The following is a 13,480-nucleotide window of genomic DNA, read 5'->3' on the forward strand; positions in this document are numbered from 1 at the left end:
TTTGTCAATCCTCTCTATTCATCAAACTGAGCAATATCCTCACGCTGTCTTCAATCGATACAGCCTCTTCAACGTCCTGCTTCAAAAATGAAATCAGTTGTGGGTAAGCTTGCATGGCCTCATCAATATCTTTAGAGGAGCCTTTTTTATATGCTCCAATGTTAATGAGGTCTTCAGCGTTTTGATATGTGGATAAAAGCTGGCGGAACCGGTTAGCCGCTTCCTTGTGATCATGACTTGCGATATTACTCATGACACGACTGATACTTTTCAGAATATTGACAGCTGGAAACTGTCCTTTGTTGGCCAGTGCACGATCAAGTACTATGTGGCCATCTAAAATCCCCCGCACTGTATCAGCGATCGGCTCATTCATATCGTCACCATCAACAAGCACTGTGTAAAACGCTGTGATGGAACCAAGTTGATTTGTACCAGTTCGTTCTAACAATTTTGGCAGTATAGCGAACACTGAAGGCGTATATCCTTTTGTTGTTGGCGGTTCGCCTGTTGCAAGTCCTATTTCTCGCTGTGCCATGGCGACCCTTGTGACAGAATCCATCATAAACATGACATTTTTGCCTCTGTCTCTGAAATATTCAGCAATGGCCGTTGCAGTATAGGCTGCTTTTAATCTTGTCAGTGCGGGCTGATCTGAAGTTGCGACAACAACAATCGAACGCTTCAGTCCTTCAGCTCCTAAATCTTTTTCGATAAACTCGCGAACTTCACGTCCACGCTCTCCAACAAGTGCAATGACATTGAGATCCGCTTCTGTCTGCTTGGCAATCATCCCCATCAAGGTACTTTTACCAACACCGCTTCCCGCGAATATGCCAATTCTTTGACCAGTGCCGACTGTGAGCAAGCTGTCAATCACTCTGACACCAACGCCCATTTTTTCACGAATAGGCGGTCTGTCCATCGGGTTTGGAGGAGATTGTTCTGTTGAGACAGGTGCAAGTCCTTTAGGAAGCATGCTGCCGTCCAGTGGATCACCGAAGGCATCAACAACCTGCCCGATTAAACCAGTTCCTACTTTGACCTTTAACGACTCACCTGTTGCTTCAACAAGACTGCCTGGTGAGATGTTAGAGGCTTCTACGTAGGGCATGAGCAAAATGTTTTCATCTTTAAAGCCAACGACTTCTGCTTTGATCGGATGATTCTTGCTCCCTTTTTTGTGAATCAGACATACATCACCGATTGAGCTTTCTGGCCCCTTGGACTCGATCATCAGTCCAACAACTCGATTGACTTTACCAAAACGTTTATAAGGATCGGCAGTTTCAATCGTTTCTTTTAGCACATCTATGTTCATTTGTGATCACCTGAATCAATGACTTCTAATAACTTTTCTTTTAACTGATTCATTTGGGTATCAACACTCGCTTCCACTTTTCCAAAGCTTGTTTCGACGTAACAAGTACCTTTTGGTGCTTTTTCATCCGAGTAAATGGCAAGATGTGTATTCTTTTGAAGGATTCTATTTAATTCATCTTTATATTCCATCACATGCTCGTAATGTGCAGGGTCGACATAGATGGAAATATCGTCATATTCTTTCACTTCTGAAATGACCTGCTTCACTAGCGTTAAAAATTGTTCTTTTGTGTCCTCAACTGCATTCCATACTCGTTTAGCGAGCTCAAACGCAAGTTCGACAATTTCTTCAGCAGAGCTTTCGATTTTTGCTTCATAGTCCTGCTTTGCAAGGCTGACAATGTCATTCGCTTGATCAAGAATCGATTGATACTGTAAATTCGCATCTGCTTCGCCCTTTTGAAAACCATCTTGATATCCTGTTTGTTTTGCTTCTTCAATGAGCTGTACTCTTTCTGCTTCAAAATCAGCTCGCCGCTGATTGATTTCAGCCATTGTTTGTTCCAGCTCACGATTTGCTTTTTCTAAAATACGGCTTGCTTCATCTTGTGCATCACTTAATACAAGCTGAGATGCTTCTGTCTCGTTGACAAGCTCTTCTTCGTGATGTTCTCTTTTGAATTCCACTTGCTGTAAGGGAATGGTTTGACGGCCTTGTTCAGGAATAACAGATGTTTCATGTTTGATAATCCTAGACAATGATATCGTCTCCTCCACCTCGAGCTATGACGATTTCTCCAGCCTCTTCAAGTCGTCTTACGATACTGACAATACGAGTCTGTGCTTCCTCGACATCTCTAAGCCGGACAGGTCCCATAAACTCCATTTCTTCTTTGAACGTTTCGACCATACGTTGCGACATGTTGCGGAAGACAATTTCTTTGACTTCTTCGCTTGCCACTTTGAGTGAAAGCAGTAAATCGTCATTTTCAACATCTCGAATCACGCGCTGAATGGCTCTGCTATCAAGAGTGACAATGTCTTCAAAGACAAACATACGTTTCTTAATTTCATCAGCAAGCTCAGGATCTTGAATTTCCAGTGTATCTAAAATGGTTTTCTCCGTTGCACGGTCTACACCATTCAGGACTTCGACTACCGCTTCGACTCCGCCCGTTTGGGTATAATCTTGCGTAAAGGTTGAAGACAGCTTTTGTTCAAGAATACGTTCCACCTCATTGATGATCTCTGGAGATGTGCGGTCCATTAAAGCAATTCTTCTTGCAACCTCGGTTTGTACTTCCTCGCCTAACTCAGATAAAATCTGTCCAGCCTGTACCGGATCTAGGTAGGAAAGAATGAGCGCAATGGTTTGTGGATGCTCATGCTGGATAAAGTTTAAAATTTGCTCTGGGTCAGCCTTTCTAGCAAAATCAAATGGTTTCACTTGAAGTGAGGATGTTAAGCGATTTAAGATGCTGTCCGCTTTGTCCTCACCAAGCGCTTTTTCAAGCACTTGTCTTGCGTACATCAGACCGCCTTGTGATATGTAGTCCTGCGCGATGGCAATGCTGTGAAATTCTTCGATGATCTCATCTTTTTTAGCAGTATCTACACTTCTTACATTGGAAATTTCTAATGTTAATTTTTCTATTTCGTCTTCAGACAGATGTTTGTATACAGATGCTGACACGTCTAGCCCTAAGGAAATCATTAGGATTGCTGCTTTTTGTCTGCCTGTTAGTCGATTTGGATCTTTTCTCGACATGTGTATTCCTCCTAATCCTCGGACAGCCAGCTGCGTAGCAATTTAGCAAAGTCTTCTGGTTTATCTTTTGCCATTTTTTCAAGCTGATTTTTTCTCACCATTTCTTCTGTTTCTGGCTCAGTATCGATATCAGGAACATGAATTGGTGTACGTTCATCAAACTCAAACTCTTCTTCCTCATCTTTTCTTCGCTTACGTACGAGAAGGATAATGAGAGCGATAATGGCAAGTAGTAGCACACCGCCAACAATATAAACCCAAATCGGAATATTGTTTGAAGGGTTTTCTGCTGCCGTTTGCTGTTTACCGTCTAATTTTGATACAGATAAAACGATTTTGTTATCTAAGTCTGCTTGAGTGAGCGCTTGACCGTTTGTGTATTCTTTATCAATCGATGTACTGATGATGGTTGAAAGAATTTTTTTGATATCATCCTGCCTTTCAGCAGTTAATGAGGTCGGATCGTTTGCAGTAGGTGGTTCAACCAGTGCCTGAATGCCAACGTCTCTGATTTTATAAGGACTTTCTTTGATATCTTTATGAATGCGGTTGACTTCATAATTGATACGATCTTCGCTCTTTTCGTAATCTCCGCTTCCATTCGTTCCATCGGCACCTTGATAATTTGTGACATCATCGTCACCTGTTCCAGCGGTGCCTCCAGCTGCTGCGCCATTACCTGAATAAGTTTCAGCAATCTTTTCAGCGCTGACAGCAATTCCTTGCATGTTTTCTTGATCAACTGGTTCGACAAGATCTTCTTTTCTTTTTTCTTCAGTAAAATCAATGTCTGTAGTGACCGATACGGCAACTTTCTCTTGACCCATCATCGTTCCAAGCAGCTGTTGAATTTTTCGTTGAAGATTCTTTTCAATCTCCTCTTTTTTCTGCTGCTGTGCATCCATTCCACTTGCATAGGAATCTGAGCTGCTGTTTAAGTCATAGTAGTTGGAATCTTGGTCCATAATGACAATGTTTTCTGTTTTTAAATTCGGCACACTTTTTGAAATAAGATGATAAAGGCCTTTTACTTGTTGCTGAGTAAGCGTGTAGCCTGGTTGAACTTGCAGCACAATTGATGCTGATGCATTACTTTGCTCTTCTCCAACAAAAACGGAATCTTTTGGCAGGTTAATCATAACCTTTGAATCTTTAATCCCATCAATCGTGTTGATCAGATTGGATAGTTCTGTCTGAGTTGCGTCTACTTTCAGAACATCAAATTCATTATCTGTTAAACCGAAGCCGGAATTGTTCGCAAAGAAGGAGTAGTCAATATTCCCTGTTTTAGGAAGTCCTTCTGATGCGAGTGTGACTTTTAAAGTGTCTGCTTGCTTTTCTGGAACTAAAATCGTCGTTCCGTTATTTGCAAGTTCCGATTTAACGTTTTTGCCATCCAGTTCCTGTTTGATTTGTCCTGCTTCTGCCTCAGACAAATCTCTAAACAACGGAACCATTTTTTCAGAAGAAGCAAAGATGCTAACAACCGTAATAATGATTGCTAGGGCAGCTACGCCGCCAATCATGAGTATTTTTTGTAATTTTGATCGATTTCGCCAAAACTCAACTGTTTTTGTTCTTAATTGCATTAAAGTACGATTCATCTTAACCCCCGGTCATTCCATTCAGTCTATTTTTTGTCCACCAGCACCTCCTACATCTGCATTCTCATAATCTCTTGGTACGCTTCGACTGCTTTATTCCGAAACTCGGTTGCAGCTGTGAGTGTCACACTCGCTTTTTGTGAAGCAATCATGACTTCATCGAGATTGACATCTTTCCCTTGTGCGAGAGCATTCGTATACTGGTCTGATTTCAGCTGTGATTGATTTAATGCCTCAATGGAATTCTTCAGCACATCAGAGAAATTCGTTTGACTTTTAGGTGCAGCCGCCTGCACAGACGATGCATTCGTCAATTCACTTGCTTGCTGAGCGGTTTGAAGCTGGAAAGGAGATATTGCGTTAACCAATTCTTTTCACCTTACTTTCCTATTTCTAAAGCTTTCATCAGCATGCTTTTATTCGCATTCAGCGCAGTCACGTTTGCTTCATATGATCTTGAGCTGCTGATGAGATCAACCATTTCCTTTAATGGATCAACGTTTGGTGTTTGAACATATCCATTTTCATTGGCATCGGGATTTGTAGGATCATATTGAAGGTTGAATGGAGTTTCGTCTTCAGTAATTTTCGTTACTTTGACGCCGTTTCCTAATTTGCCGCTCGAATTCATGCTTGAGTTCAATATAGATGAAAATGATTCACCTGACGGCTGTAATGTGACGAGCTTGCGTCTATAAGGCTCCCACTCGCCCTCAACCTGTTTAGCTCTTGTTGTATCCATATTCGCAAGGTTTGAGGATACAACGTCCATTCTGAGCCTCTGTGCTGTTAATGCTGAGGCCGAAGCGTTAACGCCTGAAAAAATTGACATCACTTACCTCCTGTCAAAACTGTTTTAAGAGAATTGAACTTTCCGCTCATTCTTTCAACCAACGCATTATACTGAATTTGGTTTTTAGCGAGTTCACTCATCTCTTGATCAATATCGACATTATTTCCGTTTTCTTGATAAGAAGTACGGTTACTCGAAACAACTGAATAATTAGACCCTGTTTTAGAAAAATCAATGTGACCTTGGTATGTTTTTTTAGCATCTAATTTGATTGACGCATCATTTAGCATGTCGTGGAATGCAACTTTTTTAGACTTGTAGTTCGGTGTGTCTATATTCGCGATATTATTGCTTATGACTTTTTGCTTAACATTCGCTCTGCCCAAGGCATTCTCAAGGTTGCTTATCGTTCCAGAAAATATATCCAAAACCATATACCTCCAATCATATGTATTTCATTCCATTTAATCATGTCGAGATTTGTAAAACCATATGTTCATTGTAAGAAATAATAGGATTAAAGTCTATGATGTAATTGTAAAAAAAACTCGTAATATATATCTATTTTACGAATAGGTATAAAGACCTAGATTCAAAGCACTACAGAATTGTAAGGGGTTTCTTGGAAAAAAGAGTGTCATTTTTCGGACAAATCCTCTTTTTTTATACAAAAAAACCCTTTTCAGCGTTTATTTCGGCCGAAAAGGGGTTTTTGATTAGTGAGATTTTAAATTTTCAAGTTCAATTAAAAATTTGTTGTTTAATACTTTAATGTATGTTCCCTTCATTCCAAGAGAACGAGATTCAATAACGCCTGCACTTTCTAATTTACGAAGTGCGTTTACGATCACTGAACGAGTGATTCCTACACGGTCAGCAATCTTACTTGCCACAAGCAGCCCTTCGTTTCCATCAAGTTCTTCAAAGATATGTTCAATCGCTTCAAGTTCACTGTATGAAAGAGAGCTGATCGCCATTTGAACAACCGCTTTACTTCTTGCTTCTTCTTCAATTTCTTCCGCTTTCTCGCGAAGAATCTCCATTCCAACAACTGTTGCGCCGTATTCAGCAAGAATTAAATCATCATCTGTGAATGTATCTTGCAAACGAGAAAGGATTAACGTCCCTAAGCGATCCCCGCCTCCGATGATTGGCACAATCGTTGTCAAACCTGATTGGAATAAATCACGGTTCTCAATCGGGAAAGCTGTGTACTCACTGTTGATGTCAAGGTTTGAAGATGTTTCAGGGACATTGAATAAGCTTTTTGTATATTCTTCAGGGAACTGACGATCTTCCAGCATTTTTTTCATACGTGCATTTTCAATCTGCTGGTTAATGGAGTAGCCAAGAAGTTTTCCTCTTCTGCTTAATACGAAAATGTTTGAATCAATGACATCTCTCAGTGTTTCTGCCATTTCTTTAAAATTAACCGGTTTCCCCGCTGCATCTTGCAGCATCGAGTTAATAATCCTTGTTTTTTGTAGTAACGCCATAATAATGATCCTCCTAGATTACTTTATTCATTTGTTAAAGTATAAATTGACTTAAGTCTTTGTTATTTGCAATCTTTCCTAGCTTCTCTTCTACATACTGAGGGGTAATGGTCACTGTTTCCATTGTAATATCAGGCGCCTCAAATGAGAGCTCTTCTAGCAGCTTCTCAAGTATGGTGTGAAGCCTTCTTGCACCGATGTTATCCGTCTCCTGATTGACGTGATAAGCCACTTCGGCAATCTTATGAATAGCATCGTCAGAAAATTCAAGAGATATACCTTCTGTTTCAAGTAAAGCCTTATATTGCTTTAATAACGCGTTATCTGGTTCCGTTAAGATTTTCACAAAGTCTTCTATACTTAATTTATCTAATTCTACACGGATTGGGAAGCGCCCTTGAAGCTCTGGAATCAAATCCGAGGGTTTCGCCATATGAAAAGCGCCTGCTGCTACAAATAGAACATGATCTGTTTTCACAGCCCCATACTTCGTCATCACAGTGGAACCTTCTACAATCGGTAAAATATCACGTTGAACCCCTTCACGAGAAACATCTGCAGACGATGCACCACCGCTTTTGGCAATTTTATCGATCTCATCGATAAAGATGATTCCTTGCTGCTCTGCTTTTTGCACGGCTTCCTGACCGACTTCATCCATATCAATCAGTTTTGAAGCTTCCTCAGCAGTTAACGCTTTTCTCGCTTCTCTGACGGTCAGCTTTCTGCGTTTTTTCTTTTTAGGCATGAGATTGCTAAGCGCATCCTGCATGTTCATACCCATTTGCTCCATACCCGAGCCTTGAAGCATATCAAACATGGAAGGCTGCTGCTCTTCAACTTCAATCGTGACGTAATGGTCTTCAAGTTCACCCATCGCCAGCTGGTGCGCAATGCGTTTTCTCGTCGACTCAAGCTCTACTTCTTCACTTGAGTGATCTCGATCACTTTCATCAGCATCAGAACCACCAAACAGCATCTCAAAAGGATTTTTCACAGACTGACTTTTTTTCTTTCCAGGAACAAGTAGATGAACAAGCCGTTTGTTTGCTTGTTTTTCCGCTTCTTCTTGAACATCCTTCATTTTTTCTTCTTTGACTAGTCTGATTGCTGTTTCCACTAAATCTCTGACCATTGATTCTACGTCACGTCCGACATATCCAACTTCAGTAAACTTCGTCGCTTCCACTTTAATGAAAGGTGCACCAGAAATCCTTGCAATTCTGCGGGCAATTTCTGTTTTCCCCACACCTGTCGGACCAATCATTAAGATGTTTTTAGGAACGACTTCATCCTTTAGCTTATCATGTAAAAGACTTCTTCTGTAACGGTTTCTTAAAGCCACCGCCACTGCTTTTTTCGCATCAAGCTGACCAATAATGTACTGATCGAGCTTTTCAACTATCTCTCTTGGGGTGAACGGCTTTTTCTCCATACGTCTCATGTCCTTTCTATTCAAGCTCTTCTAAAGTGATTTGATCGTTCGTGTAGACACAGATTTCTCCGGCCGTTTCAAGAGCCGCCTTTGCAATCTCTCGAGCTGAGAGATGGTCACCTGCATGTTTTTTGAGTGCTCTCCCGGCGCTAAGCGCGTAGTTACCGCCTGACCCGATAGCCAAAATGCCATCGTCTGGCTCGATGACCTCTCCTGTTCCAGATACGAGCAGGATGCTTTCTTTATTCATGACGATCAGCATGGCCTCAAGCTGTCTGAGCATCTTGTCACTTCGCCATTCTTTCGCCAGTTCTACAGCTGCTCGTTTTAGGTTACCACCGTATTCTTCAAGCTTCGTTTCAAACTTCTCAAAGAGTGTAAATGCATCTGCAACTGAACCAGCAAAACCTGCGAGTACTTTGCCTCCGAAAAGACGGCGCACTTTTTTTGCTGTGTGTTTCATGACGACAGCCTGCCCAAAAGTGACTTGACCGTCTCCAGCCATCGCACTTTTTCCTTTATGTTGAACGGCAAAGATTGTGGTTGCATGAAATGATGACATGAAAAAACCTCCTTTTAGGATCGTTTAAAAGCCCTTGGGTGATGAGACATGTACGTTTTTCTTAAAGAATCTTTTGATACATGCGTGTACACCTGTGTTGATGATAAATTTGAGTGACCGAGAAGTTCTTGAACACTTCTTAAATCCGCTCCCTCGTTTAAAAGATGCGTAGCAAAGGTGTGCCTTAACATGTGAGGATGGATATGTAATGTGCCAGATGCCTTTTTCATTAATTCAGTTAGAATGAATCGAACGCCTCTGTCTGTAAGAGGAGCTCCGCGCTGATTCAAAAACACATGTGAATCAGCACGATCCTTTCCCTTCACTTTCAGCTTCTGCCTTCCATCCTCTAAATATGTGGAGAGTGCTTCATGTGCATAAGAGCCGAAAGGTACATACCGCTGTTTGCTGCCTTTCCCATGAACAAGCACTGTATCCATCGATAAATCAAGATCAGATTCTTTTAATGAACATAACTCACTGACCCTCATACCTGTTGCATAAAGAAGTTCTAAAATGGCTTGATTTCTTTGACCAAGCGGTGTATTTACATCAGAAACTGTAAATAGCTCTTTTAGTTCCTCTTCATACAAAAATGAAGGAATTCGCTTATCCTGCTTTGGTAAGCTAACGAGTAAAAAAGGATTTTCTTTCACAAGCTGTTCTCTTAATAAAAATTTATAAAAGCTGCGAAGTGCAGAGACTTTCTTACTAATCGTTCTTCTTGTAAGGCCTTTTTCATAAGCTTCTGTTAAATAAATTCTCGTATCTTGATAGGATACCTCTTCAAAACCGTCTATTCCTTGAATGTTCATAAATCTGACAAACTCTTCAATCGCCTCAGTATAACCTGAGATCGTTAAAGCTGAATAGTTCTTTTCAATCTGCAAATATTCAATGAATAAGTGGACAAGACGCTGTTTATCTGTCATTTTTACACCTCTTTAAGGCTTTTAAATGGTATCACATATCTTGCTTCCCGTGCAATGTTTTACTACAGAGATTTCGAAATAGTTTGAATAGTTTCGATTGCGCGTTTAGCGTACTCTGCATAGCGCTCTTGTTTGTTTTTAATTCGAACGCCAAGATCTTTCAGCAAGCCAAAGTTTGCATTCATCGGCTGGAAGCTTTTCTTGTTTGTTGATGTGATGTAGTAAGCCATACTGCCAATCGCTGTTTCTTCTGGAAGTGTCACAAGCTCTTCTCCTTTAACAAAACGAGCTGCGTTGATTCCAGCCACTAGTCCTGAAGCCGCGGACTCAACATATCCTTCAACACCAGTCATTTGTCCGGCAAAGAATAAGTCGTCTCTATTTTTAAATTGATACGTCGGTTTTAGAAGGCTTGGCGAGTTAATAAATGTATTACGGTGCATCACACCATAACGAACAATCTCTGCCTCTTCAAGACCTGGGATCAAACGAAATACTTCCTTTTGATCGCCCCACTTCAGATGTGTTTGGAAACCAACAATATTATATAAAGTACCTGCTGCATCATCCTGTCTTAATTGAACAACAGCGTAAGGTCTTTTTCCTGTTTTCGGATCTTCAAGTCCAACTGGTTTCATCGGTCCAAAGAGCATGGTTTTTTTCCCTCTTTTGGCCATGACTTCAATGGGCATACAGCCTTCGAAGAAGATTTCTTTTTCAAACTCTTTTAACGGCACAGTTTCAGCCGAAATGAGCGCCTCATAAAAACGATCGAATTCTTCTTCTGTCATCGGACAGTTTAAATAAGCCGCTTCCCCTTTATCATAACGTGATTTCAAGTACACTTTATCCATATCGATGCTGTCTTTCTCGAGGATCGGCGCTGCTGCATCGTAGAAATATAAATACTCTTCACCTGTTAAGGATTTCAATTCTTTTGAAAGTGCTTCTGATGTAAGAGGACCCGTTGCGATAATCGTCGGACCTTCTGGAATGCTTTGCACTTCTTCTTGAAAGACCGTCACATTCGGGTGATTTTTCACGCGGTCTGTGACGTTCGCTGCAAATTCATGACGATCTACTGCAAGCGCTCCACCAGCAGGAACCGAGCTTTCATCTGCTGCTGCGATGATTGCTGAGTCTAAATGACGCATTTCTTCCTTTAATACACCTACTGCGTTCGTTAAAGCGTTCGCACGCAATGAGTTACTGCATACGAGCTCCGCAAATTTATCAGTGTGGTGAGCTGGTGTTTGTTTGACAGGTCTCATTTCATACAGATGGACTTTAATTCCGCGCTTGGCAATTTGCCATGCCGCTTCACTTCCTGCTAAACCTGCTCCGATCACATTTACAAATTGACTCATTGTACAACTCTCCTATTTCGTAAGTTCTATTTGATGACATAAAAAAGCAGGTGAACAAGGCTGCTCACCGCTATTTTTGTTGTTCCTCTTTATAATCACAGTTCACACATTGAACTTGAATGCCTTTTTTCAGCTTTTTCTCTACAAGCATATTTTCGCATTTTGGACACTTTCTTTCAATTGGTTTGTCCCAAGAGACGAATTCACACTCTGGAAAACGATCGCAACCGTAAAAAATGCGGCGCTTCTTAGATTTCCGTTCAACGATATTTCCTTCGTGACAAGTCGGGCATTTGACACCAATATCTTTGACAATTGGTTTTGTGTTACGGCAGTCAGGGAAATTAGAGCATGCCATGAACTTACCGTATCTCCCCATTTTGTACACCATTGGATGACCACACTCTTCGCAATCAACTCCGGCGTATTCAGGCTCGATCTCAACTTCCTGCATCTCTGCTTCTGCTTTTTCTACCCTTTTTGCAAAATCTTGATAGAAACTGTCGATAATGCGTACCCATTCAATCGTACCTTCTTCAACGCTATCAAGTTCTTTTTCCATTTTCGCAGTAAATTCTACGTTAATGATTTCAGGGAAGAATTCAATAATTAAGTTGAGCACAATCTCTCCAAGCTCTGTTGGAATAAACCGTTTGTTATCAAGTGCCACGTAGCCGCGCTTTTGAATAGTATCTAATGTTGGTGCATACGTCGATGGGCGGCCGATACCTAGCTCTTCAAGGGTTTTGACAAGTCTTGCCTCAGTGTAACGTGGAGGCGGCTGCGTGAAGTGCTGCTCTGGTTCAATATCTTTTGAAAGAACGGTATCCCCCTCTTTCAGATCAGGAAGCATTTTGTCCTTTTCTTCTAACTGGTCGTCCTTCCCTTCAACATATACTTTCATAAATCCAGGGAATTTCACCTTACTTCCATTTGCACGGAAAGTAAGCCCGTTATTTTCAAGATCCACACTCATTGTATCAAGAACAGCTGGTGCCATTTGGCTTGCCACAAAACGTTCCCAGATCAATTTATAAAGACGAAGCTGATCTCTGCTTAGCACGTGTTTGACATCTGCTGGTTTTCTTAGCGTAGAAGTCGGACGGATGGCTTCGTGAGCATCCTGTGCATTTTCGTTCTTTTTGGCAGTACGTTTTGTTGTATTCAAGAAATTCTTGCCGTACGTTTGATCAATAAAAGCAGATACTTCTTCAATTGCCGTATTGGAAATACGTGTTGAGTCCGTTCTCATATATGTAATGAGACCTACTGTACCTTCTTTACCAAGATCAATTCCTTCATATAATTGCTGTGCAATCATCATCGTTTTCTTCGCACGGAAGTTTAGTTTTCTCGCTGCCTCTTGTTGTAAGGTAGATGTTGTAAACGGAACAGCTGGGTTGCGTTTACGTTCTTTTTTCGTCACTTTTTCAACAGAAAACTTGCTTCCTTTTAATTTCGCAAGGATTTCTTTTACATCTTCTTTTGTTTTTAGCGGATGTTTTTTGCCATTTACGCCAAAGAAACTCGCTTCAAAACTTTCTTTCCCTTTTAGGAAGGTGCCATCAATTGTCCAATATTCTTCTGGTTTGAATTCATTAATTTCATTCTCGCGGTCAATAATCAGGCGGAGTGCAACTGATTGAACACGACCGGCGCTTAAGCCCTTTTTGACTTTCTTCCATAAAATTGGGCTAATTTTATATCCAACCAGACGATCTAAGATTCGTCTTGCCTGCTGCGCATCAACCAAGTCCATATCGATCATACGTGGATGTTTAAAGGAATCTTTAATTGCATCTTTTGTAATCTCGTTAAAGACAACGCGGCAATCTGAAGAGAGGTCAAGGTCAAGGCTGTGGGCTAAATGCCAAGCAATCGCTTCTCCCTCTCTGTCGGGGTCAGCTGCGAGATATACTTTTTTTGCTTTCTTCGCTGCTGTTTTTAATTCTTTTAAGACTGGACCTTTTCCTCGAATCGTAATATATCTCGGTTCGAAGTCATGCTCAGTGTCAACACCAAGCTGACTTTTCGGTAAATCCCTTACATGCCCCATTGAAGCCTTTACTTTATACTTTTTTCCTAAATAACGCTCAATCGTTTTCGCCTTTGCTGGCGACTCAACGATGACTAAATAATCAGCCATACTCAAAATCCCCCTTAAGAGGTGTTCTCTCTTTATCCATTTCACAAATTTATA

Annotated in this window: 13 protein-coding genes; all 13 read right to left on the reverse strand. The window is 41.0% G+C overall.

Annotation, left to right across the window (positions count from 1 at the left end; all coding sequences use genetic code 11):
* Positions 1–4: 4 nt before the first annotated feature.
* The 13 genes from fliI to topA all read right to left on the reverse strand — a co-directional run bounded on the left by fliI (position 5) and on the right by topA (position 13,426).
* Positions 5–1,321: a flagellar protein export ATPase FliI gene (fliI, locus tag FXF70_RS13790; RefSeq protein WP_008344803.1), complete on the reverse strand. Its 1,317-nt coding sequence runs from the start codon at positions 1,319–1,321 to the stop codon at positions 5–7.
* Positions 1,318–2,082 carry a flagellar assembly protein FliH gene (fliH, locus tag FXF70_RS13795; protein WP_048002828.1) on the reverse strand — a complete coding sequence of 255 codons (765 nt, stop codon included), beginning with the start codon at positions 2,080–2,082 and terminating at the stop codon, positions 1,318–1,320. Before fliH ends, fliI begins: the two co-directional genes overlap by 4 nt.
* Complete coding sequence (gene fliG / locus FXF70_RS13800; protein ID WP_017367244.1) at positions 2,075–3,091, reverse strand: flagellar motor switch protein FliG; 1,017 nt, start codon at positions 3,089–3,091, stop codon at positions 2,075–2,077. Before fliG ends, fliH begins: the two co-directional genes overlap by 8 nt.
* Positions 3,092–3,102: 11 nt before the next feature.
* The gene (gene fliF, locus FXF70_RS13805) at positions 3,103–4,695 is read right to left on the reverse strand and encodes a flagellar basal-body MS-ring/collar protein FliF (RefSeq protein ID WP_007499608.1); all 1,593 of its coding nucleotides are present in this window, start codon (positions 4,693–4,695) and stop codon (positions 3,103–3,105) included.
* Positions 4,696–4,745: 50 nt separating this feature from the next.
* Positions 4,746–5,063 carry a flagellar hook-basal body complex protein FliE gene (gene fliE / locus FXF70_RS13810; RefSeq protein WP_007499609.1) on the reverse strand — a complete coding sequence of 106 codons (318 nt, stop codon included), beginning with the start codon at positions 5,061–5,063 and terminating at the stop codon, positions 4,746–4,748.
* A gap of 11 nt (positions 5,064–5,074) precedes the next feature.
* Positions 5,075–5,527, reverse strand: coding sequence for a flagellar basal body rod protein FlgC (gene flgC, locus FXF70_RS13815; protein ID WP_148780428.1), 453 nt, complete (start codon positions 5,525–5,527; stop codon positions 5,075–5,077).
* Positions 5,527–5,916: a flagellar basal body rod protein FlgB gene (gene flgB / locus FXF70_RS13820; protein WP_017359092.1), complete on the reverse strand. Its 390-nt coding sequence runs from the start codon at positions 5,914–5,916 to the stop codon at positions 5,527–5,529. The genes flgC and flgB overlap by 1 nt, the downstream gene beginning before the upstream one ends.
* Before the next feature lie 288 nt (positions 5,917–6,204).
* Positions 6,205–6,984 (reverse strand): GTP-sensing pleiotropic transcriptional regulator CodY, encoded by a 780-nt coding sequence (codY, locus tag FXF70_RS13825; protein WP_007499612.1) that lies wholly within the window; start codon positions 6,982–6,984, stop codon positions 6,205–6,207.
* Between the two features lie 34 nt (positions 6,985–7,018).
* The gene (hslU, locus tag FXF70_RS13830) at positions 7,019–8,419 is read right to left on the reverse strand and encodes an ATP-dependent protease ATPase subunit HslU (protein WP_008344818.1); all 1,401 of its coding nucleotides are present in this window, start codon (positions 8,417–8,419) and stop codon (positions 7,019–7,021) included.
* Between the two features lie 16 nt (positions 8,420–8,435).
* On the reverse strand, positions 8,436–8,981 hold the full coding sequence (gene hslV, locus FXF70_RS13835; protein WP_007499614.1) for an ATP-dependent protease subunit HslV: 546 nt from the start codon (positions 8,979–8,981) through the stop codon (positions 8,436–8,438).
* A 14-nt stretch (positions 8,982–8,995) separates the two neighbouring features.
* On the reverse strand, positions 8,996–9,913 hold the full coding sequence (xerC, locus tag FXF70_RS13840) for a tyrosine recombinase XerC (RefSeq protein WP_007499616.1): 918 nt from the start codon (positions 9,911–9,913) through the stop codon (positions 8,996–8,998).
* Positions 9,914–9,975: 62 nt separating this feature from the next.
* The gene (gene trmFO, locus FXF70_RS13845; RefSeq protein WP_007499618.1) at positions 9,976–11,280 is read right to left on the reverse strand and encodes an FADH(2)-oxidizing methylenetetrahydrofolate--tRNA-(uracil(54)-C(5))-methyltransferase TrmFO; all 1,305 of its coding nucleotides are present in this window, start codon (positions 11,278–11,280) and stop codon (positions 9,976–9,978) included.
* 70 nt (positions 11,281–11,350) lie between these two features.
* Positions 11,351–13,426 carry a type I DNA topoisomerase gene (topA, locus tag FXF70_RS13850; protein WP_046526653.1) on the reverse strand — a complete coding sequence of 692 codons (2,076 nt, stop codon included), beginning with the start codon at positions 13,424–13,426 and terminating at the stop codon, positions 11,351–11,353.
* Between the last annotated feature and the right edge of the window lie 54 nt (positions 13,427–13,480).

Origin of the sequence: Bacillus sp. Y3, assembly GCF_008123875.1 — a bacterium.
Lineage (GTDB): Bacteria > Bacillota > Bacilli > Bacillales > Bacillaceae > Bacillus > Bacillus altitudinis.